This is a genomic window from Paenibacillus sp. FSL K6-1230 (assembly GCF_038002385.1).
GTDB lineage: Bacteria > Bacillota > Bacilli > Paenibacillales > Paenibacillaceae > Paenibacillus > Paenibacillus massiliensis.
On sequence record NZ_JBBOCK010000001.1, the window covers coordinates 6,029,162 to 6,055,404 of the forward strand.

21 protein-coding genes are annotated in these 26,243 nt (G+C 47.7%); 7 read left to right on the plus strand and 14 right to left on the minus strand.

Features of this window, described 5'->3' with window-relative positions:
• Positions 1-105: 105 nt before the first annotated feature.
• From MKX74_RS26650 to MKX74_RS26675, 6 genes are all read right to left on the minus strand, one after another.
• Positions 106-1,395 carry an MFS transporter gene (locus MKX74_RS26650; RefSeq protein WP_341180326.1) on the minus strand — a complete coding sequence of 430 codons (1,290 nt, stop codon included), beginning with the start codon at positions 1,393-1,395 and terminating at the stop codon, positions 106-108.
• 283 nt (positions 1,396-1,678) lie between these two features.
• A complete protein-coding gene (locus MKX74_RS26655) occupies positions 1,679-2,323 on the minus strand; it encodes an SDR family oxidoreductase (protein ID WP_341180327.1) in 645 nt (214 codons plus the stop codon).
• A gap of 105 nt (positions 2,324-2,428) precedes the next feature.
• Complete coding sequence (locus MKX74_RS26660) at positions 2,429-4,195, minus strand: methyl-accepting chemotaxis protein (protein WP_341180328.1); 1,767 nt, start codon at positions 4,193-4,195, stop codon at positions 2,429-2,431.
• Positions 4,196-4,424: 229 nt separating this feature from the next.
• Positions 4,425-4,703: a hypothetical protein gene (locus MKX74_RS26665; protein WP_018883900.1), complete on the minus strand. Its 279-nt coding sequence runs from the start codon at positions 4,701-4,703 to the stop codon at positions 4,425-4,427.
• A gap of 16 nt (positions 4,704-4,719) precedes the next feature.
• Positions 4,720-6,063, minus strand: coding sequence for a DUF3999 family protein (locus tag MKX74_RS26670; protein ID WP_341180329.1), 1,344 nt, complete (start codon positions 6,061-6,063; stop codon positions 4,720-4,722).
• The gene (locus tag MKX74_RS26675) at positions 6,029-8,614 is read right to left on the minus strand and encodes a DUF2339 domain-containing protein (RefSeq protein WP_341180330.1); all 2,586 of its coding nucleotides are present in this window, start codon (positions 8,612-8,614) and stop codon (positions 6,029-6,031) included. Before MKX74_RS26675 ends, MKX74_RS26670 begins: the two co-directional genes overlap by 35 nt.
• Positions 8,615-9,021: 407 nt before the next feature.
• Between MKX74_RS26675 and MKX74_RS26680 the strand changes: the two genes are divergently transcribed.
• From MKX74_RS26680 to MKX74_RS26705, 6 genes are all read left to right on the plus strand, one after another.
• Positions 9,022-11,082, plus strand: a complete 2,061-nt coding sequence (locus MKX74_RS26680; RefSeq protein WP_341180670.1) for a BglG family transcription antiterminator — start codon at positions 9,022-9,024, stop codon at positions 11,080-11,082.
• Between the two features lie 63 nt (positions 11,083-11,145).
• Positions 11,146-11,427 carry a PTS sugar transporter subunit IIB gene (locus MKX74_RS26685; RefSeq protein ID WP_341180331.1) on the plus strand — a complete coding sequence of 94 codons (282 nt, stop codon included), beginning with the start codon at positions 11,146-11,148 and terminating at the stop codon, positions 11,425-11,427.
• 48 nt (positions 11,428-11,475) lie between these two features.
• The gene (locus MKX74_RS26690) at positions 11,476-12,852 is read left to right on the plus strand and encodes a PTS ascorbate transporter subunit IIC (RefSeq protein ID WP_028590703.1); all 1,377 of its coding nucleotides are present in this window, start codon (positions 11,476-11,478) and stop codon (positions 12,850-12,852) included.
• A gap of 155 nt (positions 12,853-13,007) precedes the next feature.
• Positions 13,008-13,898 (plus strand): Cof-type HAD-IIB family hydrolase, encoded by an 891-nt coding sequence (locus MKX74_RS26695; RefSeq protein ID WP_341180332.1) that lies wholly within the window; start codon positions 13,008-13,010, stop codon positions 13,896-13,898.
• A gap of 147 nt (positions 13,899-14,045) precedes the next feature.
• Positions 14,046-14,897, plus strand: coding sequence for a transketolase (locus MKX74_RS26700; RefSeq protein WP_341180333.1), 852 nt, complete (start codon positions 14,046-14,048; stop codon positions 14,895-14,897).
• Positions 14,894-15,865, plus strand: coding sequence for a transketolase family protein (locus MKX74_RS26705; RefSeq protein ID WP_341180334.1), 972 nt, complete (start codon positions 14,894-14,896; stop codon positions 15,863-15,865). The genes MKX74_RS26700 and MKX74_RS26705 overlap by 4 nt, the downstream gene beginning before the upstream one ends.
• Before the next feature lie 182 nt (positions 15,866-16,047).
• Here the strand turns inward: MKX74_RS26705 and MKX74_RS26710 are convergent, their stop codons facing one another.
• The 8 genes from MKX74_RS26710 to MKX74_RS26745 all read right to left on the minus strand — a co-directional run bounded on the left by MKX74_RS26710 (position 16,048) and on the right by MKX74_RS26745 (position 25,285).
• A complete protein-coding gene (locus MKX74_RS26710) occupies positions 16,048-16,704 on the minus strand; it encodes a hypothetical protein (RefSeq protein WP_341180335.1) in 657 nt (218 codons plus the stop codon).
• 90 nt (positions 16,705-16,794) lie between these two features.
• Positions 16,795-18,483, minus strand: coding sequence for a methyl-accepting chemotaxis protein (locus tag MKX74_RS26715; protein WP_341180336.1), 1,689 nt, complete (start codon positions 18,481-18,483; stop codon positions 16,795-16,797).
• A gap of 156 nt (positions 18,484-18,639) precedes the next feature.
• On the minus strand, positions 18,640-20,574 hold the full coding sequence (locus tag MKX74_RS26720) for an FtsX-like permease family protein (protein ID WP_341180337.1): 1,935 nt from the start codon (positions 20,572-20,574) through the stop codon (positions 18,640-18,642).
• The gene (locus MKX74_RS26725; protein WP_341180338.1) at positions 20,571-21,326 is read right to left on the minus strand and encodes an ABC transporter ATP-binding protein; all 756 of its coding nucleotides are present in this window, start codon (positions 21,324-21,326) and stop codon (positions 20,571-20,573) included. Before MKX74_RS26725 ends, MKX74_RS26720 begins: the two co-directional genes overlap by 4 nt.
• A 95-nt stretch (positions 21,327-21,421) precedes the next feature.
• Complete coding sequence (locus tag MKX74_RS26730) at positions 21,422-22,426, minus strand: sensor histidine kinase (RefSeq protein WP_341180339.1); 1,005 nt, start codon at positions 22,424-22,426, stop codon at positions 21,422-21,424.
• Positions 22,423-23,112 carry a response regulator transcription factor gene (locus MKX74_RS26735; RefSeq protein WP_341180340.1) on the minus strand — a complete coding sequence of 230 codons (690 nt, stop codon included), beginning with the start codon at positions 23,110-23,112 and terminating at the stop codon, positions 22,423-22,425. Before MKX74_RS26735 ends, MKX74_RS26730 begins: the two co-directional genes overlap by 4 nt.
• Positions 23,113-23,224: 112 nt before the next feature.
• Positions 23,225-24,436 (minus strand): MFS transporter, encoded by a 1,212-nt coding sequence (locus MKX74_RS26740; protein ID WP_341180341.1) that lies wholly within the window; start codon positions 24,434-24,436, stop codon positions 23,225-23,227.
• 270 nt (positions 24,437-24,706) lie between these two features.
• On the minus strand, positions 24,707-25,285 hold the full coding sequence (locus MKX74_RS26745; protein ID WP_341180342.1) for an SAM-dependent methyltransferase: 579 nt from the start codon (positions 25,283-25,285) through the stop codon (positions 24,707-24,709).
• Between the two features lie 404 nt (positions 25,286-25,689).
• Between MKX74_RS26745 and MKX74_RS26750 the strand changes: the two genes are divergently transcribed.
• Positions 25,690-26,160, plus strand: coding sequence for a MarR family winged helix-turn-helix transcriptional regulator (locus MKX74_RS26750; RefSeq protein ID WP_341180343.1), 471 nt, complete (start codon positions 25,690-25,692; stop codon positions 26,158-26,160).
• The last annotated feature ends 83 nt before the right edge of the window (positions 26,161-26,243 follow it).

Genomic DNA, 26,243 nt, shown 5'->3' on the forward strand with positions numbered 1-26,243 from the left:
CGGATCAGACATGTAATGAATATCAAAAAGCGTTACTGCTGTTAGCCTCCTGCTGACAGCGGTAACGCTTGTTTTATGTGTAGAAAGGAACGCCGAGATACTGACTTAGAGAGAAGGAGCATTCTCCACAGTCTTTGTCTGAGTAAGCGGAGATGGTTCATCCTCCGTATATCGAGGAAGTGTAGCCAGATAATATACAGCTACAGCTAGTAGGCAAGCACCGATCAGCAGGAACAACGCTTCAATGGAGATCGCAGCCGGGAAGCTGATTCCAATCATCCCCAGAGTAAGCGAGTGAGATAACATCATCAGTGGATTAATCCATCCCTGCACACGTCCCATCATTTGCGGAGCAACGATGCGCGGTAGCCAACCGCCCAGACCAATATTCACGGCAGGTAATGCGAAATATCCTAGAAAGCTAAAAACAAAAAAGCTGTATATATTGTTCATGAGCCCAGCAGCAGCGAGCATCACTCCACTGATCAGCAGACCAACGGATATAAGCTGATACAGCTTGAATCTAGAAGAGATCATTGAGGCCACGAGGCTTCCTATCAATAGAGCTACACCGACAATCATCCCCATCCACACCGAGTACTGTTCATAGGTGTCGGGGACCAGCTTATATTTCAGAATGAAGATAGGCATGACACTCAATCCGCCATTAACTATACCGAACACAAAAAATCCCATAATCAGCGATAGTAACAATTTGCTTCTTAAGATGTATATGAAGCCTTCCTTGAAGTCACTCGCTATCATTCTGATGCCCATGTTCCTCCATCCACTCTCCCCATTAGGAATACGTGTCTTCTCCTCGATCGAGCAAGCTCGAATCAGAAAAGTCGCGACGGTGAAGGAGATCGCATCGATCAGGATCGCTCCCATAATTCCGATATTCCAATAGGCCACAGCGCCAAGAGCGCTGCCGAACAAGACAAATAGACTTCCCAGTGCTTGATTGAGGCCCGCTGCAACTGTATAGGTTTCTTTGGACAGTATTCCTTGAATCAGCGAGCTCTCGGCAGGAAGGAAGAATTTACAGACAGCACTTCGCAGAAATAAAAACATGAAAATCAGCGGCATCCAGTTCATCCAGATTGCTAGCAATAGACCGATGGATAGAATCGCGCTAATCGAATTACAATGAGCAGCAATTTTCTGCCGGTCAAGACGATCTACAACGACACCGACAAGGAGAAAGACCACCAGCGTTGGCAAAGAGTACATTAGCTCGGCTAAGGTTGCATAAGCTGGTTGATTGGAGAAGCGATTAAGTAGATAGAACATAAATGCTGTCAGGCCAATCACATTGCCTAGCTGAAAAGTTAGACTAGCGAGAAACAGTTTTACATAACTAGAATTTCGAAATACCATCTTCAGTTGCTGCATGACACATCTCCTTCTTGGATCAGCTCGACTGTTCACTGGAATGATATTCTATTTCATCTAATTATTATGTTAATATATCTATCCAAATAAGTCTAACTATTGATAGTATCTCTGTTCTAATGTTGTGAACTTTTCTAAGGAATGCCCTGGACCACAAAAAAAAGGACGGTTATCCCGTCCTGATACTTTGCAAGGCAGCTGTCACGCCTCAGTGTTCCGAGCCTGCCAGTAAAGGCTCCTGTATGATCTTGTCTTTAAAATATCCTCAAAATATCTAATATACTCACAGCCGCTGCAGAGCAAGTGAAATGGGCATATTACCTGAAGTGACGTCAAAAGCACGCCTGATCGTCGTAGGCTCATTCAAGGCAGCGACAACGATAGCAGCTACATCCGCTCTAGGAATGGTGCGGCGGGACGCATCCTCTCCAATCTGAATTCCGCCTGTCGCCTCCTCATTTACCAATCCACCAGGACGGATGATAGTATAGTCCAGATTACTATTCATCAGGATTCGATCCGCAAAGTGCTTCGCTACATAGTAAGGCTTGATCTCCTCTGGCCACTTCTCCCGCTGATCCGCATACATCGCACTTACCAAAATGAAGCGCTGGATGCCGGCCTGCTCCGCAGCCTCCATCGCCTTGATCGCGCCATCCAGATCAATCAGCAGGGTCTTGTCCGCTCCTGTATGTCCACCAGAGCCTGCGGTGAATACGATAGCCTCGCAGCCAGCCGCAGCCGCAGCGATATCTTCGACCGAGCCTTCCAGATCGGCAATAACCGTCTCGGCTCCCCATTGCTCAAGAGCAGGAGCCTGCTCCTCCTTGCGAATCATGGCTTTTGCAGAATGATTCTCATCCTTCTCCAGCAGCTGGACCACATGCTGTCCAATCTGACCGTTTGCGCCAATTACTAGTATCTTCATGATTGCTGCCTCCTTATCCTAGCGAGTAGGGTTCGATGATATACATGGATTCCAAATACAAAATTAGGCATCTCATTGTATATTACCCACGCAGACACACATTCATCAAAAAGCTGGCTGCTCCTCTTCATAGTCCTCCTTACGGACCGGAGCGCTTACCATCGGGTCGCCAACCTCCTGCGTAGCCTCCAGCCTGAACTGATTCATTTCCCGCAGCAATTGGTCTGCCATCTGCTGTAGTCCCTCTGCTGAAGCAGATATCTGCTCGATGGATGCAAGCTGCTCCTGGCAGGTGTCCGCAACACCTTGCGATTGTCCGGAGATCCCCATGGACAAGCCGACGAGCTTCCGCTCGGATTCCAGCAATTGCTCGGTCAGTCCTGACAGTTCCTCGGTTGCGGCTGACACCTCCTGGGAATGCTCTGCTACGGTATGGACCGCCTGCTGCACCTCATGAAATACACCTGCCGTATCGCGGATCATTCTCGACCCGGTATCCATCTCCTGTGATCCTGCCCTCATCGCCTGTACGGCCTTGGACACTGTATGTACCATGTCATGAATGCGCTCGGCTATCTCGCCTGAGGCCTTCTGCGTCTTGTCCGACAGCTGCTGTACCTCTTCAGCTACCACCGCAAAGCCCTTCCCCTGTACTCCAGCTCTAGCAGCCTCAATCGAAGCGTTGAGTGACAAAATCTTCGTTTGGCGGGCAACATCCTGAATTAACTGCGTAATCTTGACGATACTCTGGGATTGTTCACCCAGCTCGAAGATCAGCCCGGCAGATTGCTCAATGGATGCATTAATCAGGGCCATCTGCTCCACAGTATGCTCAAGCTGCTGCTCCCCGCGCTTGGCTTGGGATATTGCCTGCTCCGACAGCTCGGCTGTAACTGCGGAAGATTCAGCAATGACCCGAATCCGCTCGGCACTGTGTCTGACCGCCTGCTGATTCTCCCGATTACGCTCTACCTGGAAGCTTGCTGATTCGTTAATATTACGGACTGCCTCCGACATCTGCTCTGCGCCGCCTGTACTATCCGCAGACAGAGTTGACAGTTCACTTGATGCACGAGATAGCTGATTCGCATTCATTGCGACAGCCTTCAACAGGGATTGCAGCTGCTGCTTCATGATGTTAAAGTCCCTGCTCATATCCCCTACTTCATCCCGCTGTTTGATCTGCAGATCTGCCCCCGTTAGATCCCCGGCGGCAATCTGTCTGGCAGCCGCTGCCACCATCGTCACTGGGCGTGCAATCAAGCGTGTAGTCCAAATGGACAAGACAGCCCCAGCGGCTACTGCAAGCAGCACGGTGATCAGAATGAATGATTCAATCTGTTCAACCTTAGCCGTCAGCTCATCGCGGGACTGATCAAGCAGCTTCTGCTGGTATGCAGCCAGCTCGTCTGCCGTATCTGATAGCGCTTGCGCCATGGGAACACACTTCTCCATGACCAGACGGGTGTAGGCTTCGCGATCCTCCACCATTTTATAAGCCTTGATCTCCTGTACTACATCTGCATATTCCTGTTCCATGGCAACGAAGCGTTCTGTCATCTGCTCAGCTTCTACAGGAGTTAATCTAGCTTCAAAGTCCTTCAGCCTATTTGCAAAAGCCACCCTGTTCTTCTCATATTCCTCATACTGGGATATCTCTCCCGTCAATAGATAAGCACGGAAATTCTTGGTCTGCGTAAGCGCATTGCTCTTCAAATCCTGGATTTGAACAATCTTGTCCACCCGATTGGCGAATAACTCACGGTACGACTGCTCCATATCACGAATCTGGAACCATCCCGCGCCGCCCACAATCAGTGTAATACATAGAACTACAGCAAAGCTGAACGATAGTTTCTTGGTAATATTCACATGAGCTCCCCCTCACCAAGACCTTTAGACTAGGTCGTAGTACCTTATTATCCAGCTTCAATTGATGTGAAACAAGTAGATTTATGTCAATATAATATGAAAAAAGTCGTAATAAGTCGACAAAAAAATACTCCCTTAAAAACGCATGATTCCACGCGAGCTTAAGAGAGTATTCAGTATACAAATATTTATGGATGTATCGAAGCAGTCGTTGGTCCTTCGATGCTGCTTAGTCCTCGAACCCGCCTAACTCTTTGTCCATAAAATAGTCCATTTCCGTGTCAAGAATCGTCTCCACCGTAATTTCATCCAACTTCACGTCAGAACGGCTTAGAATGTAATCCACCAACTCATCACTATCAATGTCCACCTCGCCATTCACATCTGCTTGAGCATTATTGATAAAGTCCTGCTCATGCTTCAATACAAGCATAATGCTCTTGGAATCGATCTTGGTTTCATCTGCTATGAACTGGACCAGCTCCAGCTCATTCACCTTTTCACTCATTCATTTCAACTCCTCATTATGACTTGTTGTTGGTGTAGCTTAGTTTACGGACAAGATATATAACCAACAGGATGGTTACGATCATCATTATAACACGAAACCACTTCTCTGTCTGAAACCACCATAGAAGTTCTCCCGTCGGCTCACGATAAGTTGTGTTAGCCTGTTGGGTGCCGAGAAGAATATCACTTGGATGTGCTTGATCAATGTAGGGCTTGAATGCAGCCAGATCATAATTGGGAGCCCCAGCGCCTTCATTGCCATAGAGTAGCGCATAAGGAGCAGTCCCACGCGCCTCGAATACCAGACGGTCCAATATATATTCATTCCTGATGGCCAAGATGCTGAGTGGTCTGTCATCGCCATTGTCGATCTCGATCTGCAGACGACTATCCTTCAAGGGTAGCTCCGGTGTCAAGGTCAACGGCTCCGATCTGGTGTCGTTGGTAGATAGCTGATACAACTCAGATCCTTCCTTATTCGCCACAAGCTGACCTGTCTCATCCAGAAGCCGATAGGTTCGCTTGAAGCTCCCCTCCAGCTCCAGCTCAAATCTGCTAATCAGTAGCCGCTCAGGATTGTGTAAAGTTATCACAGTCCGAGTCCCCGCTTCAGAGATATCGTAAGCAGGTACCTTCTGTCTGCTGATCGGCTGACGAATATCGTCTATTCGCACCTTCTGCTCCAGCAGCAGCTCTGGAAAAGCAAGCTCTTCTGCATTATCCAATACCCGCAGACGGTAATATTGAAAGCGCTGAGCCTCCTCCCATTCGATGCTATTCTTCTGATTCTTATCGGTGCGATACAGCTGAGCCTTATCCAGAAATGTCCACTCTGCTCCATCATAGCTCCCATATACCTCGACTTGCTTGAGGAACATGGCTGACGGCAAGGTCCAGTTCAGATGATTAATGACTGGGTCCGTGAGTTCCCTCTCTACCATCACCTTATAATCAAAAGAGGTATGTCCATCCGCCCTCGTAGTTCTCAATAGAGAGGTGTGATATTGCTTGCTCACCTTCTCCTGCTGCCCCTCATTCAATTGTCCCGCAGAAACGTACATATCCGTATTCTCCATATAAAAAGGGATAAACTGGCCCGTCGAATCCACGATCCGAATATCCTCCAGCCCTGCACTTGCTTCTGCGTAGACCTCCTCATCCAGAAGCACACTATAGTATGTACTACTATTCGGTATTTCAATCATTTTTTTAAATTTCCATGCTGACGTCGGGTCGGCTTCCGTTCCATGCGTCACGGAAGAGGGACTCAGGACTAACAGGAGGCTGATTGTGCCAAGCAGGCAGCCCATTCTACGTAGTAGGCTAGACATCGGTATGGGTAGACGCTTCTTGCTCACTCTCGCTTCTCCTCCGATTCTCCTCTGATTCCGATCCCCCCAGCTTACTGGAGACCTTTTGGTACATATACGAAATGCCTAACAGAATTACACCAAAAACAAAATAAGAGACAATCTTGCTGCCAGCAGAAACATACGTCATATCGAGGAGAACTAGCTTGGCCGTCGCCAGCAGGGTCAGTCCCAAGCCCATACGACGGATGTAGATATACCTCCCACGGAAGCCATAAGCGATATAGCCGATTGCCAGCAACAGATACATCATGCTGAACAAGTAGCCTAAGTCCCCAAGTCGCAGCTGCACCAGCATGAACACCGTCAGCATACAGAGCAGGTACAATCCCATAATGACTGGATACAGCTCAGCATTGGCGTAGCGCTGTTGCATGAAGCGCAGCAGCACATCACGTACATGAAGGAAGATGAATGCATGCACCACGAACAGGATGACCAGAGCTACGTATTCACTAATGGAATGCATATCACGCTCCCACTGGAACGTAGGTATGGCCAGCAGAACATACAGACAGATGAGATACCCTACCGCATAGAGAGCCGCACGGTAATAACGAACTACAGTGTCCTCCAGGATCTGAATCCTGTCCAGTATATAGGATAGCCCGATGGTGAGGCCTGCCAGCAGCAGCGCATGATAATAGTCATTATGCACCCAATCCTGCGGTACGAAACGTGTATAATTTACGTGCCCCTCATACAAGAAATAGAACCATAGACTGATGAGGGTGATCCATTTAAAGACCCTGATTAGCGTCCACTCATAGGGCATGAACTCCATAGCTTCCCCACGCCTTTGGCTGACAGCATAATGGAGGGTCACTCCAAGCATACCTGCGATCACAAAGGTGTACTTTAGCTCAAAGAAGGCTTCATCCACGCCAAACAGCTGATAGACCGTAGCATCCACGAGTAGAAATGCTGCCAGACACAGCACCAATATCCCCCAGCCTGCACGTACCATCGACTTCAGTTGATGCCTGCTGCCATAAATAATGAGCAGCACCGCTTCTGCCAGCCAGCCCATGGACAGCCAGCGCATACCCAACTGGAATGGAATCATCAGAATGGCAAAGGTTAATGAAGTGATATAGAAAAGGATGACAGCCGACTTTTCCTGACGTGCCGTTCTCTCGGTCAGCTTCCCAAGTCCCCAGAAAGCAGCGCAGAATAGCAATGCCAGCAATCCACGATAATCCTGCCAGCCGGCCTGATTGAACAATCCATAGACCAACACGCAGCTAATCATGGTATTCAAGGCCAGCAGTACGATGTCCGTTACCTTCAGCTTGGCCTTATGCAAGAACGGGTAGCCCAAAGTAATGCCGAGATACATGAGGAAGGACAGCATCGTATACAGGATAGCGGCAGGCACGTTCTCCGTGAAGGACAGCAGCAGCAGCCAAGATGGTGTATGAAGGACGAAGCTGATCTGATGAATAATCTCCCACCGTCTTCGGAAGGACACGATCAGGATCGCTGCATTCAACAGGAACAGGTACACCATAGCAGCATAGACTGCATTCCCCTCCAGACCTGAGCTCGCCCAGATGTAGGACATCAGTGGCATATACCCACCTGCCAGTGCCAGGCCGAGAATCGTACGGGACTGATAACGCAATGACAAGAGCACTGCCAGCAAGGATACAATCACAGACATGGCTAGACCGAGCCACAGACTGATGATATCCAACAAGAAATAACTATAGAAAATGGACCCATACAACACCGAGATTCCTCCGCCTAGCAGTCCTAATGCAAAAGTCTGCTTCTGACGTCGGAATAACCACTCGCCTCCACCCAGCAGAAGCAGGCCGAGCAGGAAGAACGCACTTCCTTTCATATAACTGTTGAACCAGGTTGCATAGCTATAACGAAATGCTGCACCTACTCCCAGAATAATGAGCAAAATACCAAGCTTGTTAATCCAGTTCAGGCCGATCTTCATTTCGATCTGATTTTGCTTGATTCTCCGCTGAATGGTGGCCTCATCCAGTTCCTCATGCGCCATAGCATCCAGACGACCTGTGACCTGCTCCCGCAGATGACTCTGTGCAGCTTGAACCTTCTCCCGGTGACGCTCAATCCGTTGATTCAGCTCTGCCGACACCCGCTGCATCATCATGGCGAGCTCCTGCTGCTCTGTCTTCAGCTCTGCTGAAGCCTGCTGGAAGAGTCGGATGATCCGTGTGCGCGTCTCCATCTCTAGCGCAGCGAGCCTGTTCATGTGCCCCGCTGACTGTGTGCCGAAGTACGTACTCAGCTTCTCACGGGATACCTTGAGGATATTCAGCTTCTCATCCATCATCTGCTCGGCCAAGGAGGTCCGCAATCTTCCATTCTCCTCCTCCAGCTGGCGCAGTCGAAGCTGGAGCTCTGCCAGACGCTTCTGCCGCTCCTCTGCCTGCTGTCGAAGCACTTGATTTTCCAGCAGCAGATCCTGTGATTCATATTCCCGCACGAGGGATTCATACTCCTGCAGCAGTCGCTCCTGACCACCTTGAATGTGCCGGAGCTGTTCTCTGAAGTCTTTCATGCTTATCCTCCGCTTGAACAGTCCGATAGACTATGGACTGCCCACTTCCAATGTTATGTATGAAGCCATGAATAATATGTATAGCAACTAGAGAAATCTGGGACAACAGGGACTTCTCCAATATTTTACTACATTGAGCATTTTGCATAAATCCCCAAGTATTATTCAATCTTCAATATGTAGATCGAAATGTTTTGTTCGTTTGCTGTGCAAGACCGGATTGCCTTACGCATCATCAGACAGCCTGGCGGGGATGTTAAAAATGTAACAGGGGTACGAACAGGGTTTTGGCCAAAATTAGGTTCAGCACAATTTTGTTATTCTCTCCTCACCATCGTTTGTTCTCAATGACTCACCAAAATGAAAGCGGTTTATTATATGATGATTTCAGGAGGTGTTTCCGAGTGATGATTGATAAACGACCTGCCTTTCTGCTGAAGCACCTTTTAAAAGTAAAGAATACAACCATGAATCAGCTCATGGAGCACTCTCAATTAACCAAAAGGCAAATTGCCTATGATTTGGATAAAATCAATTATTGGTTGAAAGAGAGAACACTTCCTGCCATTCCGTACAAAGGAATGAATCACATCATGGTGCCGGAAGAGGTGGTGAACTTTTATCGGAAGCAACAATCGGAGAATCAAAAACAAGATTTGTTTTTAACAGAAGAGGAACGTTTGATTTTCATTTACCTGTACCTCTTTATACGCCAAGAGCACATTTCATCGGTTCACTTAATACAGCTTCTACAGGTAAGTAAAAACACAGTGATTTCCGATGTGAAAAAGGCAAATGAAATGAATCAACCTTTCTTGGTCGAAATTCGTTATTCCAGGCAGGGAGGCTATCATCTTCGGGGTACAGAGTCTGATAAGAGGACACTGGTTCAGCACCATTTAGCACAGCTGATGCAAATTCCTTATTTCGGAAAATTAATCAACTATCTAGTACGTGATCGAAAAGAACTAATTCCGTTAAATTCTATTCACAGTGCTCTTGTGCAGGTGGAGAAGCACTTTCATCTATATTTCGTAGAGGAACGTGTACATCAATTTGCCTATTTTCTCATTGTCTATGCTTACCGTCATCGGGAAAGAAAATTCGTGCGATTTCATAGTGATGAAATCGAGCTATTAAGAAAAGATCAGATGTGGTCCGTGGCAAAAGCATTATTTCATCATCTGGGTTTTGAGGAAGATGACAATGAACTATGCTATTTCACCACTCAATTGCTAGGGTTGTCTTTAGGAAGCCGCTCTGTTCAGGACGGGAGCCGGGACTTGCTCTTTAACTTATGTGAACAGCTCGTCGTTGATTTTGAATATAAAGCGGCCATTGTTTTCGAAAAAAAGGATGAAGTCATTCACTCATTATATCAGCATTTGAAGCCGGCTTATTTTCGAATGAAATATCGGATTCCTATTCATAATCCGCTTCTCGATCAAATTAAAAGTGAACACAATGAGCTGTATACCATTGTAAAAGAGCTGCTTCAGCCCATTGGATCGCTACTAAGCATCAATATTCCAGAGGAAGAAATCGGCTTTATTACGATGCATTTTGGCGCACTGTTGGCAAAACCGCAGCAAGCCATGCCGAAAAAGAAAAGAGCGATTGTCGTTTGCCCAAGCGGAGTAAGCTCTTCTTTGATGGTAAAACACCTGATAGAGTCGCTTTTCTCGGAAATCACCGTAGAAAAAACACTGTCTTTACAGGGATACCAAAATGAGAATATCGATCAATATGATCTTATCTTCTCGACGGTAGAGCTCGAATCAACGCTTCCATACTTTTATGTAAAGCCAATCATGACTCCAAATGAAAAAAACAGATTAGTCAATGAAGTGTATCAGCAGCTCTTTGGTATTGAGTACCATGACATATCCTTGAAGGAGCTTCTCCAAACGATTGAGCGTTATGCAAACATCTATGATGAGAAAGGATTGTCCGGCGCATTAAGTCAACTGACTTTTCATAAAAAAATAGATATTCAGAGGAGGAACCAGCCTGTGCTAAGCGATTTATTAAAAGAAGAAACGATTCAAGTTATGGAACAACTCCTCGATTGGGAAGAGGCCATAAAAGCAGCGGCACAACCGTTGCTGGAAAAGGGAGCGATTGAGCCTTCCTATATTGATGCAATGATTTCAAATATTAAGACCTTAGGCCCGTATGTAGTCATTGGCAATGAAGTGGCGATCCCGCATGCACGTCCTAAAATGGGAGTGAATCAAGTAGGGATGAGCTTTTTAAAGCTAAATAAGCCGGTATATTTCTTAAATGACGAAAAGTACCCTGTCCGGCTATTATTCTGTGTTGCGGCCAATGATAACAAGACACATCTTAAGGCGCTTACTCAGTTAACGAAGCTTCTCAGCGATACCAAGAACATAGAGCTTTTAAAAGAGGAAGAGTCCATCGAGAAAATTCTTGACTTATTTAAGCTATATTCTGCTACGGCGTAATACGCAATGGTCTTCATAAGTGAATGCTGAAGCTATTAAAAATTAAAAGTTGGAGGAATTATCATGAAAATATTGGCAATCTGCGGTACAGGGTTAGGAAGCAGCTTCATGCTCGAGATGAATGTTCAACAAATCCTGTCGGAGTTTGGTTTAAACGGTATCGAAGTAGACCATTCCGATCTTAGCTCGGCAACTCCGGATTCAGCGGATCTTTTTATCGCTGCAAAGGATATTGCCACAGGAATGGGGCATTTAGGGGAGGTTATTGTTATTGATAGCATTATAGATATGGACGGTCTTCGTGCGAAGCTTAAGGATGTATTCCAGGAAAAGGGATTGCTCTAATCACGGAAGAAAGCTCTATTCTAAGGAAAATAAAAGGGGACAGATATCATGGGCGAAAGAATTCTCAAATTGATGATGGATATTTTGAGCCAGCCAGCCGTCTTGGTTGCGTTAATCTCTCTAGTGGGACTCATTATTCAGAAAAAGCCTACAAGTGAGATCGTTAAAGGAACAACCAAGACGTTCCTGGGCTTTCTGGTCATTTCCGCAGGGGCTGGAATCATTGTTCAGTCTCTGGATCCATTCGGGAAAATGTTCCAGAGCGCCTTTCACGTAACAGGCGTTGTTCCGAATAACGAGGCCATTGTTGCCATGGCTCTTAATGAATTTGGCAGTGTCACCGCCTTTATTATGTTTTTTGGCATGATAGCGAATATCTTGATTGCCCGCTTTACAAAGTTAAAATATATATTCTTAACGGGTCATCATACCTTATACATGGCTTGTATGCTTGCTGTTATTCTAGTTGTCTCAGGTCTAAAAGGAGCCCCGCTGATTGTTGTCGGTTCCCTTGCTTTAGGTCTAATCATGGCGGTTTTTCCGGCCATTTGCCAACCCATCATGCGGAAAATCACGGGTAACGACAGCGTAGGATTCGGGCACTTTTCCAGCTTAGGTTACGTTGCTTCTGGACTTATAGGGAAGCTTGTCGGGAAAGGCTCCCGTTCAACAGAGGAGATTAATTTTCCTAAAGGGTTGGGATTCTTGCGTGATAGTTCTGTGACCATCTCGTTAACGATGGTAGTTCTGTATGTCATCATTGCTCTCTTTGCCGGCCCATCCTATGTTGAGACAGAACTTAGCGGCGGTACTCATTACCTTGTGTTCTCTGTTATTCAGGGCGTTACCTTTGCGGCAGGGGTATTCGTCATCCTTTCTGGGGTCCGGCTTGTATTAGCTGAAATTGTACCCGCTTTCAAAGGGATTTCTACCAAGCTTGTTCCCAACTCCAAGCCTGCTCTCGATTGTCCGGTTGTTTTTCCATATGCGCCAAATGCGGTGTTAATTGGATTCTTCAGCAGCTTCCTTGGCGGGATCGTGGGAATGGTGATTCTTGCCGCTACAGGGTCCGTTATCATCTTGCCAGGTGTAGTTCCCCATTTCTTTACGGGTGCGACAGCAGGGGTATTCGGTAATGCAACAGGCGGTGTTCGCGGCGCTACCCTGGGATCTTTTGTGAATGGATTGTTAATTACCTTCCTGCCTGTATTCTTAATGCCAGTTCTCGGCAACCTCGGTTTTGCAAGTACAACGTTCTCTGATGCCGACTTTGCGGCTTCCGGAATTCTTCTTGGAAATATCGCCAAATCGTTTGGAGCTACAGGTGTTACCGTAACGGTCGTTGGACTGGTACTATTGGCAGTCGTATTCGGTTTCTTCAAGAAAAACAAAGCAAACCATGATTCGCTGGCCAATGAAGCTTAATGATTAGGCTCACCGGGGGTGTTTCGGCTCAGGCTGAAGCAGCCCCTTTATTTTTAAAGAAGGCCCTCAATTTCGCTTCGTCAAATTCGAGGCTTCCATAACATCATCCGGCCATAGGCCTGGACCATGTTATGGAAGGATAGAAAGGTGAGAACATGCCTTATCAAATTATTGTATTAGATATGGATGGCACTTTGCTTGATGAGTATAGCCGTGTAAGTGATAGGCTAAAAAAATATTTTATGGAACTGAGAGCAAGTGGAAAATTTATTTTTATTGCAACGGGAAGGACTTTGAAAGAAGTCAGAGACGTCTGGCCCCATGATTTAGAAGTAGATGGTCTGGTTACTGCCAATGGGATGTCCGTCTTCGTTGGTCAGGAGCAGATTGTCGAACATACGCTTCTTCCTGCACTTGTGTCGGAATTGGTGGAGAAGGCAAGGAGTAAGGGAATCTATTATGAAGTTCATCCGAATGAAGGACCGAGCTTCGCTCTCAAGCAAGACAAACCTTATATATGCGAGCGTATAACAGACCCTAAACCGGATACAGTCGAAGAAAATGAATGGCTGTCCAGGAAAATGTCCGTAAACGAGAGGTTGGATTGGCTAGATCGCTTACATGCACTAAATATTTTGAAAGTATATTTTTTCAGTAAGAATGCGGAGCTCATTAACGAATGGAAAATGGAGCTGGACAATTTAAAGAAACAAATAGCATTTACCAGTACTTCCTCCTCGGAGCATAGCGTGGAAGTAGCAGTGGCTAATGTCTCAAAAGCAACCGGCATTGAGCATTTACTCGACAAATTCGGATTGTCTAAAGACAGCATCATGGCAGTAGGGGATGGGGAAAATGATCTTCCTATGTTCAAGTTGGCCTCCTATGCTGTTGCCATGACAAACGCCTCTGATTTTGTTAAAAAACATGCGGATGCTATAACAGATTATTCATATAAAGAAGACGGATTATATCACTTTTTGCAGAAAACTTTTGAACCGTCCGGAAAAGGTCTATTCCAGGAACAGGATTTTGTCCAAAACTAGCTTTAGCACAACTTTGTCATTCTATTCTGAACATCGTTTGTTCCCAATCACATGTCATGTTGAAAACGATTTAATATATGATTGCTTCAGGAAGTACTTCCAGTTTTGTTGACAGTATCGCGGGTATACAAAAGGGAGGAAATTATAATGAGTTTGGATTGGCAAAAATTGGAGTTGTTTCGTGATGAGGTCCGTTTAAAAACATTAAAAGAGCTGCATCACCTTGGTTTTGGCCATTACGGCGGCAGCTTGTCCATTGTTGAGGCCCTGGCTGTATTATATGGCGAAGTGATGAAGCTGGACCCAGCCAACCCCAAATGGGAGGAACGTGATTATTTCATTCTCTCCAAAGGCCATGGCGGACCGGGGCTTTATGCCACTTTGGCGGCTAAAGGCTACTTTCCCGAAGAGGTTCTGTATACGTTAAATCAAAATGGCACGAAGCTCCCTTCACATCCCGACAAAAATTTAACACCTGGCGTTGATATGACAACAGGATCTCTAGGCCAAGGAATTTCGGCGGCTGTTGGAGTAGCTCTTTCTCATAAACTATCAAATAAAGAGAATTACACCTACTGTATCGTGGGTGATGGCGAATTAAACGAAGGGCAGTGCTGGGAGGCTATCCAATTCGCGGCACATCATAAGCTGAACCGTCTCTTTGTATTTGTGGATGACAATAAGAAGCAGTTGGACGGTTTGACGAAGGATATTATTGATCCGCTGGATTTTGAGGAGAAGTTTAATGCCTTTGGTTTTTACACTATGAAGGTAGACGGCAGTTCGTTACAGGAAATCTATGAAGCTATTGAAAAGGGAAAAGCACAAAAGAATAAGCCGATTGCGATTATTTTAGATACGGTCAAAGGGCAAGGCGTTCCTTATTTAGAAGAAAAGGCCGACAATCATCATATTCGCCCCAGTGAAGCAGATGAAGCCGCTATTTTAAGTGCGATTGCGGAATTGGAAACTAAACTTGGAAAGGCTGTGGAGTCATGATGAACGCAAGTGCCAAACACTATGAATTAGAGAACGTAGAAATGCGTCAAATGTATGCCAATACGTTAATGGAGCTGGCGAAGGCGAATCCCAATGTCATCGGCTTGGAAGCTGATTTAATGAGCGCGATCTCCACGAATAAAATTATCAAAGAGATTCCGGAGCAAATCATCAATACCGGCATTATGGAAGCGAATATGATGGGGGTTGCAGCCGGCCTGTCGCTTACAGGAAGAATCCCTTATGTGCATACATTCGGCCAGTTCGCTACCCGCCGCACCTTTGACCAGCTGTTCATTTCAGGCGGTTATGCAAAAACGAATATCAAAATATTAGGTTCTGATGCCGGAGTAACAGCTGAGCATAACGGCGGTACCCATATGGCATTCGAAGATCTCGGTCTAGTTCGTCTGATTCCCGGTGCTCATGTATACGAAGTGAGCGATTCCACCATGCTGCGTTACTTGCTTCGCAAAATCGAAAAAGAGCACGGTATTCATTACATCCGAACGATCCGCAAAAATGCAGTAAAGCTGTATCCTGAAAATGACGTCTTTGAAGCAGGGAAAGGCAAGGTTCTGCGTGAAGGAGGCGATGTCACCATTATTGCAAGCGGTATTATGGTGGCGGAATCCTTGAGAGCGGCAGACCTGCTGCAAGAACAAGGAATCGAAGCAACTGTAATCGATATGTTCTCCATTAAACCAATCGATAAAGATTTAATTGTGAAGTACGCCGAAAAAACAAAAGCAATCGTCACGGCGGAAAACCATAATGTTATTGGCGGTCTGGGAAGCGCAGTGGCCGAGGTTCTAAGCGAATATTGCCCTACCCGAATGCGGCGAATCGGAGTCCATGAACAATTTGGTCAGGTCGGTAAGCTTGAATACCTAAAAGAGTTCTATAAGCTGACAGTAAAGGATATTGTAAGTGCGGCGGAGAACGTTATTTCGCTTAAAAATAGCTGATCGTCAGCTTATCAGCGAGATACACTTTTTGTTTGGGGTTGTCCCCAAAGGTCATTAACTTGGCCTTAGGGACAGCCCCCTTCTTATAAAAAAACGTTGAAAACTGTTAATTCAAAAATTCTTGTTCTCTTGTGTATAGACGTACGTTGTTCTCCTACAGGTGATAGGCCTGCCTGTGCAGTTTATCTTCTGCGGGTATAGAACCTGCGCGCACCCAATAGCAGTACAACAATAGCTACTACAGCGATTAGCACCACAAGTATGGGACTTAGATGGCCAGAAGACGCCGTTCTTCCAGAGCCCACCTGTTGCTCGGACAACTCACTCTGCTGTCCAGAGGAGTCCACTTGACCCGTTCGCCCAGAGCCATCTGATGCTTCTAGATCATCTGGCAAGTATCCTTCCCCCAATACGGTAAGCTCCTCGCCAGCTTCAGTGACAGGCTTCGTCCCCTCGCAGAGCCCCGTCTTGAGATCATCCGGGTCTCCATAGGCGAATACCACATATTCCTCATTCACCCGGAAGCCCTCGTAGCCGCAGCTTGCCCCAGACATAGCTGTGCGTATGCTTAGTTCTGCATGAGGCTCCCCTTTCCACAATTGCTTCACTGCAAAAGTAACCTGCACGGGATCTTCGCTGGACATCATCTTCTTCAGGGCAGGCTCCTTGATGCTGGTTACCGTCCCTTGAAATACAGCCGTCTTTCGCTCCAGTCTCTCCTCCACCGGACCCGGCTCTACACAGGAACACGCATATGCAGGAGCGGGAGCCATAGTCCAAGTTCCCGTAAGCAGCAATGCCAAGATACAAATTCCCAACCACACAACCTTCGGTCTCATATCCTCACCTCAGCCCTTGGACGTATGAGCATGGGGGATTGTTGCAGCCTAGAGGGATTTATTTACATATTGCTATAGATTCTAATTGCTCTAGATTCTGAACTGACTCAGCGAGGTATGTAGCTCATCCGATACCTCCGAAAGAGCATCTGAAGAGGTCTTCACCTGCTCAATCGAATCCAGCTGCATGGCTGCCGAGCTCGCGGTCTGCTGTGCGTTCAGGCTGGCCTGCACAGCGTGGTGGCTGATCTCATGTACCGAAGCTGTAATCTCTTCTACTCCTGCCGACATTTCCTCCGTAGTGGCCACCATATCCTCCAGCTCCCCGGCGATCTGGGCATTCATCTCCAGAATATGCCCGAAATGACGTTCTGTCTCTGTCGTTAACCGCAGTCCTTCCTCGACCTCGCGGATTACATGTGACATGGAGGCCGTCGATTGGCTCATCTCAAGCTCCATGGCGCTAACCAGCTTCTCAATGGTGGTGGACGACTCCGCCGATTGCTGAGCCAGCTTACGCACCTCCTCGGATACGACAGAGAAGCCCTTCCCATGCTCTCCTGCTCTGGCCGCTTCGATGGATGCATTCAGCGCAAGCAGATTGGTCTGGCGCGCAATGTCCTGAATAGCCCCTACCATATGATGAATCTGGTGCGACTTCTGCTCCAGCAGGCTAATGACCTGCTCCGTCTCTTGGGCAGAGGTATGGATCGCAGACATCTGTCTGACGGATAATTGTACGGTCTCGCCGCCAATCAATGCCTGGCTCCGCGAGGAAGCTGCTGAACTGGAGATGTAAGTTGCACGCTCAGCGATACGCTGCACACCTGCAGACAGCTCCTCCATCGCCTTCAGATTCTCTGCAGTGCTCTTGGTCTGACTATCCGCCCCATCAGCAACCTGCGTTGCAGTAGAAGCAATGTGCTGTGACTCTTTACGGGTCTGCTCGGCAATCTGCTGCAGCATTCCTGTTGATGCTTTGACCTTATGAGCTGCCTGCAGTCCTCGGCTAATAATCTCCTGCAGATTCAGTCTCATCTCATTGTAGCCACCGGCCAGTTGACCAATCTCATCTTGCACCGGATCTGTAACCGATTGTGTAAAATCACCGGTACCTGCCTGCCTAATCGCAGCCGATACGCGCTGAATCCGGCGACTGACCCGTCGTATATACCATAAGATCAGCACCAAGGTAATTGTCATCGCCAATAGACCCACAATAAGAAAGGTACGTAAGAATGAGGCCATAATCACATCCATCAGCGATTGGGAAGCACCGACATAGAGAATACCGATGACCTCTCCAGTCGCATTGCGAATCGGCTCATAAGCGGTCTGATACGTCTGGCCGACCACCACAGCCTCCCCATAATAACTCTGCCCCTGCTTCAGCACAGCCTCAGCCACAGCCCCGGATACTTTGGTCCCGACCGCCCGTTCCCCGTCGATCATGACATTGGTAGCTACACGCTCATCTCCCCGAAAGATTGTCGCGGTATCCCCAGAGGCTTCACCAATCTCATCCACCAATTCAAAGTTTCCGTCCATCAAGGTGGTCCCTTTGTATAGCTGTCCGTCTCGCACTTCCCAGTCACCTGGATGCTTGTATTGAATTAAACGTTCTGTCATGTCCAGATCCCGCTTGGCCTTCTCCGTAGCGAACGCAGCTATACCGCGCTTCATCTCATAAGCCACACTGATTCCTATGGCTACCGAATAGGCGAGAATGATGCCAATCAGGATGATACTTATTTTTGTGCCAATGCTCATGCTTCTCATGTCGTGAGCCACCTTTTTTCCCGATAATTGTTAATATAGACCTAAATGAATTTCATGAAGATGCATATAACAATCAATGTATCGGTAAAATAATCCGGGCTTTTTATACATTCGCAATGACATTAGTCACATTTTTCCGACAAATTTCAACTTTATTTATAGAGAGGTATGAATAACTTGCTTGAAATAACGTATAGATAGCACACCGAATAATGAATACAGCAAGGTATAGACACTCATCACAAGCAGCATCGGGGTAACTAGCTCTGTACCGAAAAAGAACCATCCCGACTTCACCGCAAAATAACTATGGCTCAGTCCGATCAACAATGGAATACCGAAATTGAGGCACTGCTTGAGTCGAATGCCCCGCATTAGATCATCCTCAGCGAATCCAATCTTACGCAGAATTGTATAGCTACTTCGCTCCTCCTCCGCTTCGTCCATCTGCTTGAAGTACAAAATGCACCCAGATGTCAGCAGAAAGGTCAGCCCCAGGAACCCGACTATGAACATAATCAGACCCATCCGAGCACGCCCGTTCAGCATAAGCTGCTGTTGAGATGTGCTAGGAGGCTCATGTTGCTGATTGGTATAGATCTCGTAAGCCTCCGTCTGATCAGAGTAATTCGATATACGAATACCATAGTAGGTGGATGGCTCCTGTTGTAGGATGGGTGAGCTGTACTTCGCAATGTGCTGAAATGTGGCAGCCGATACCACGGCTACGGGGACCAATCGACTATAATAGCCCGGCAAAATAGAAGTCTCATCAAGGCCGACAAGCTGCAGCGTTGCCACACCTTCTCGCAGAGCGAACGTTACCTGCCCGGTCTCGTGCAGCGGGACCTGTATTCGAGCAATACTTCCATAGCCCATGAACAATACCTCATCAGGGCCCAAGGTTACTCCCTCCACAGTGCTGTCACTTACAACCCGGAGCTCTAGGTGAGACCATCGCTGATCGGGAACGGCTTCGGCTGAGAGCACTCCCAAGATGTTCGCGGAGACCGCTACACTTGGTCGCTCAACCTCTGTATAATGGATTCTCTGCCCCGTCAAAGCGGCGGTGAACCGTTCCTTGGACGATGCATCAACGAAAGCAAAATCATCAGGGCTATTTTCTCTCGCCACTGCTGCGGCCGAGTAATAGGAAATATAACTGAGGGACAGTAGCCCGATTGCAAGTGCCGATACCGTCGTAATGATCGTGAGAAGCAGTGCATTGGACTTCATACGGAACATCAGAGACGATAAAGACAGCACTTCCTGAATGTTCAAATATCCCTGCTTGCTTCGCCTTATATAGTAGAAAATCAGACTAACCGAGCCTTTATAGAACATATATGTCCCTACAATCACAGAACCCAGAATCCACAGCATCATCAACATGAGCTGAAGGGCATTGGATGGGTCCTTCTCAAACATTCGTGCCGACATGTAATATCCAAGCAGGATAAGGCCGATTCCGAGGAAGCCAATGACCATTTCCCAGAGGGATAAGTGACCTGCACGCTGCTGCGGGCGTGAGTTTGCACTGAAGAGAGACAGGATGCTCTGTGCCCGTATGAAGCCGTAATTCATAATCATAATCAGCAAATATAGCGCGGCAAACACAAGGATCGTCTGCAGTAGCGCAGCCACCGAGAAGCGAAGTGCTGCTTCCTGCTGCAATCCCATCACCTTCAGCAGGACCATCAGCAGCAGCCGGGAGACGGCAAACCCCGCTCCAATACCACATATCAGCGAGCCAAAATAAAGCAGTAGATTCTCCGCGCTTAATATCCCGAAAATCCGTCCCTTCGTCAGACCGATCAATTGAAGCAGCCCGATCTCCTTGCTACGCCGCTTAATGAACATTGTATTAGCGTAGAGCAGGAAAATAGCTATGATCGCTACGAGCATCACCGAGGCGGCTCCAAGTGCCGCCGAGCCTTTAATAGAATCCTTCATCTCTTTCAGCGAGGGGTCATATTGCAGGGTCACGAAGGAGAAATACAGGGCTGAACTGAAGATGAGTGCAATCACATACAGGTAATGATTCGTGAGATTTTTCCGCAAATTCCTAACTATTAGATAGCTCAAGGTCATGAGCGAACACCACCCAATACCCCCTGCGTAGTCATAATGTCATGGAAAAAATCCTGTCGCGATTGATCTCCTTGGTATAGCTGGGTGTAGATCTGTCCATCCCGAATGAACACAACGCGGCTACAAAAGCTGGCTGCGACAGGATCATGCGTCACCATCACAATCGTGGCTTGCTCGCTGACATTCAGCTCTGCCAGCTTGTTCAGCAAATCAGAGGCGGACTTGGAATCAAGAGCCCCCGTTGGCTCATCAGCGAAAATAATACTTGGCCTGTGCACGAAGGCCCTTGCTGCCGAAGTACGTTGCTTCTGTCCACCGGAGATTTCGGACGGGTACTTGTCCCTGAGTTCATAGATGCCGAGCTCCTTGGCAATTGCCTCGAACCTTGTGTGTGCCTCCTGCTTCGAAAGCTTGGTGATGGAGAGAGGTAGCAGCACATTTTCCTTCACAGTGAGTGTATCCAGCAGGTTATATTCCTGAAATACAAACCCCAGGTGATGCTTACGGAATTCCGCAAGCTGCCGTTCCTTCATAGCAGTGAACTCTTGCCCTTCGATCACAATACTGCCCTCGCTGGGCTTGTCGATGGAGGAGAGCACATTCAGCAATGTCGTCTTTCCAGAGCCGGAGGCTCCCATGATCCCGACGAACTCCCCTTTTTCAATTCGCAAATCAATTCCCTTGAGCACCTTCTGGCGGTTCCACTTGTTGCCGTATACTTTAGATATATTATGAGCTTCCAGTATCCACATCTCATATCAACTCCTTCTAACCCTCATCATACGGGTGATACACCCCACTGTCGCTCGTTTCGCCGAACAAAAGGAAGAAGCATGTGACATTATTGTCACACGCCCCATATATCCATCATGCTATTGCGCCTGGGAAAAGACAGTACGCACAAAGTGCCTTCTTCCAGTGTCGACGTGACCTCCAATTGAATGTGCAGCGCATCGGTCACCTGCTTGGTCAGGTACAGTCCCATTCCCGACGCATCACCCTGCTGGCGGTTGCGCGAGGAGGTGAAACCCTTCTCGAAAATGCGCGGCAAATCACGCCTCTCTATTCCCCGCCCGGCATCCTGAATCATGAGCTGGACATGCCCAGCGCGCTCGTGACTGTGGATGAGAATGTCCGATGACTCGCTGTATTTCACTGCATTCGTAAGGAGCTGCCGCAATACGAAGCTTAGCCATTTGGGGTCTGTCAGCACCTGCCTAGCATCCAGATTCAGTTCAAAGCCGATGCCCTTGGACATGCACCACGATTGCAGAGCACGGATTTCTGTATTCAATACAGGCTCCAGTAGCGTCTCGGTAATCATTAGATCGTTCTCTATGGACAAAATCCGCTTCCGGTGCAGCTGTTGATCGAGCAGATGATGGATTCGCTGCCATTCATGAGATAGCCCATTTCTCAATTCCGGGTCTCCAACACGATCCAGCATGAGTCGCATCGCACTCAGCGGTGTTTTGACCTCATGAATCCAGGATAGCAGCTCATCCTTCTCCTGCTCCAGCTGCCGAAGACGCACAGCACCCTCAGTCTCGTAGCGTGCAGACTGGCCGCTCAATGCCTCGTGCACTATAGATTCGAACGGGCGATCAGCGGGCTGTAGGTCATCCAGATCATTGATATGATCCCACATCTCTAGACTACGGTAATAGCGTGTCTCCTTGTGGTATCTCACTACCATAAACGCTATACAGATGAGCCAATTCAGCCCAACAATATATAAGATAGGCAGCAGTGGAACACTCACGTCCACAAATGCAACGAATATCGTTAGTCCCTGCAGAATCAGAATGAGCAGTAGCCAGCTACGTTTCTCTCTCACATATCTGCGGATCATATGCAATCCTCATCCGTAGCGATATAACCTTGGCCAACCTTCGTCTCGACATAGCCGTCCAAACCCAGTGGCTCCAGCTTCCTTCGCAGACGGTTCACATTCACCGTTAGGGTATTGTCGCTGACGAATTGCTCATGATCCCACAGGGCGCGAATGAGTTCCTCCCGTCCGACGATCTGGTTCTTACAATGAATCAGCAGCTTGAGGATCAGCATCTCGTTCTTCGTCAGTTGCACGCTTCCTTGTGCGCACGTTAGTGTATTTTTGCCGTACTCAATTGTAGCTCCCCGCCATACTCGCAGCTCTGCTTGCTGTGTACTGTAATTATAGACACGCCGCAGGATAGCCTGGATCTTGGCAATTAGCACATCAAAATGAAAAGGCTTCTGGATGTAATCGTCCCCGCCTAGCTGCATAGACATGACCATGTCCATCGGATGGTCCCGTGAGGACAGGAAGAGAATCGGCACATTCGAGTGCGAGCGCAGCATCCTGCACCAATGGAACCCGTCATAGCGGGGGAGCTGAATATCCATAATGACCAGATCCGGCTTCAATACCGTGAACTCCTGCAGCACACGGTCATAATCCAGTACCCCATGCACCTCGTAGGACCACTGAGATAACCGATCTCGTATCTCTGTGAACAAGGACACATCGTCCTCGATCAGCATAATCTTGAACAAGCAGATCACCACTTTTCTATACTGGCAACATCCTTCGCCATCGAATCTCTTCCCCCATTATACATGGACAGCCAAGGGATTGATGGGTGCTATTCAAGATTATTGCTTAACTCTAGCCCTCCGTGCTACTGCCCCATGTACGCATCCCCTTTCCTCTCATCATCGGAGCCAACCACAACGCTGCCACCAGAAATAGAAGACTTGCCGCAGCGAATACACCCATTAACGAGAAGCTAACCTTCAGCAGCCCCGATATAGACATTCCAATAACGGTCAGCCCCGTGAACACTGGCATTAGCGTACCACCCACTCTTCCCACGAAGCCTGCTTCGGTATTGCGCAGCAGAAGCGTATTGATCCCGATATGGATGCATGGGAAGCCAAGGCCATTCAACATCTGCAATACAATCGTAAGTGGAACACTATGAGACCAGCCCGTTCCAAGCGTACCGATCGTGCTGAACAAGAGGCCTACAGCGAGTAGCGTCTGTGGTCTGATCTTGCCAGCCATTCCCATTAACCAAGCTCCCCCGAGCAGCATCGCCGCTCCATTCGCCATCATGAACCATTTCAGAGCGGATTTATCCAGCCCCAAATTCTCCATTACCACAAAGATAGACAAAGGCTGAATCAGCCCAGAGGCCAAGCCTGTGAAGGCAAATACTACCCCGAGCGTCCGTAGGACAGAGCTAGACCACACGTACCGAAGCCCTGCCTTCAGCTCATGGATGAACGAATCATAGCGGGCAGCAGCACGCTCTGTGGTATCCTTGGGCAATTGTGCCAGAATCAGTGCTGAGCTGAACAGCAGGCCACCCATCAGCAGCATGGAGACAACAATTCCGTATTGCTGATATACAAAGGTTCCTACGACAGGACCAATGACCATGAATATTGCAGTGAGCGATTGAAACATCGCCATGACCCCTTGTAGCTGCTCTTCGGGAACATGCTGCTTGAACAGCTTCATTGCCGATGGCTGGGAGAACTGGGATAGAATCGCAGACACGAGTGTAGCCAGCAGCAAGCCGTACCACGAGCCGGTTCCCAGCGTCAGTAGCACCACGAAGGCGGACAAGCCTGATAACACATCACACCAGATCATCGTCCGCTTTGGTAGCCACCGATCCGCAAAGGTCCCACCAATGACCGCAAATACAAATATAGGTGCATATTCAGCAATAGAGATCACAGATACATAGACAGGATTGTTATTCGTTAGCTCCGTAACATAGAGCAAGATTGCAAAATTCCGTATCCATATCCCCAAATGCAGACATACACGCGAGAAAATGACCGTAAGCACATACCGGTTCTTCAACACCTGTACCAACCTCTTTCCAAGCGGGCGCAGCCCGCAATCATCACTTTCATCCGGCCGGATGTTACCCTTCGTATTATGAGCATCATCCATTAGTTAGTCAATATTATTTTGTAGACATAATTAAATATTATCTATAAATAAACAAACAAAATTAACTTAAGTCCTCATTTTCAAAATTGAAAAAGAAACAAAAAAGACGACTGCCCAAACAGAATTCTCTGTCCGTACAATCGCCGTCCCTTATGCAAAAGCCACTTACCCATGAATCACTCAGGCTCTATAGACGTACACCCTTGTCCGCTGGATGTCCTTGCAGACAATGACACGCTCTGGTTGCCAGTCTGGCAGGGCAAAGCACACGCTAATAATAATTGCTCCCGGCAATAGACGCTCATGGAACAAGCCACTGAGCCGCTTCATAGCGGCAGGATACAAATAACAGACGATAACATCTGTCTGCTCCAAGGGCCATTCATACAGATCGGCCCTTCGAAATACAAGACGCTTCCCAAGCGATTGATCAGGGCGGGAAGGCAGGCCCCAAGACAGCAAGAAGCTAACGACTCCGAGGCGCAGCCAGGCACATGCATATGGAACCATGGAATTCTCTACCCCTGTAATCCGCCAGCCCGGACAATTCCGAGCCAGATAGAACGCCAATGAGCCCCAGCCAGAGCCTGCCTCTAGGAGAGTTCCATATGGACCCAGACGCTGTAGCTCCGCAGCCACGGCAGCCCGCGACTCGATGGGCGAGGGCATCGGAGAGATGCCATTACGCCAGCTATACAGCACTATGGATATCAAGATCAATAGACCAGCCACTACAAGGCAACCGGTCAGAATTGTCATGATCAAATCTGCATTCATCTGTACATCCTTTCCTACAACACATATGTACTTCCTCTCTGATACCACATGTGTATTTCCCTTCTACATTCGTGAACAACCCCTTGGAGAGAGCATTTTGTATACATTCCAAGAGCGGTGTTCCATCAACAGAAGATAGTTGAGAAGATATTATTCGTTCATCTGCATAACAGCAAGCTTGGGGGCTTCCACGCATGGCTACGGAACTAACGTATGGTTACGGAACTTTTGTATCCTTCTCGTGAGCGCCTTGGTGCTGATTTTCGCATGGTTATAGAACCATTGTAACCTTCCCGTGAGTGCATTGGGACTATATTCTAATGTTTATTTTCTATGGTCAGAATCTTTGGCTTGATTTTTATAAGTTTAGAAACTAAACTAAATGCATGGACAATAATGCTACCGATCAACCTATGCCGGACAGAAGACAACGATCCGAGCAAGGCTCCCGTAATCTGGGACGTCTCATTATGCAGCTTCGCCGCCTGGAGCGACAGCCGTACAGCTTTGGTGCAGCAGGAGCTCTGACGCCTAGTGAGATTCACACCATTGATGCCATCGGCCCAAATGGGGACCTGCTCATGAGCGAGCTGGCCAACCGTCTCGGAATTACCAAGGGGGCTGTGACCCAACTCACGGCAAAATTAGAGGATAAGCTGCTCATCCAGCGCTCCCCGCACCCAACAGATTCAAGGGGTGTACTGATCTCACTGACAGATAAAGGGAAGGAGGCCTATATAGCTCACGAAGAGGTGCACATCCGCTTCTATGAGCAGCTACGCTTGCAGCTAAGCGAGCAGGAGATTGAAATTTTCGAGCATTGTATAGAGAAGCTTAATTCTTTTTTGGAGCACTAGTTTATGGGTGCGCTAGTCTGACCAGATCAAATTGGAGAATATTCGCCATAAGCGGGGAGTCCTGTTGACCACGACGCTCCCCA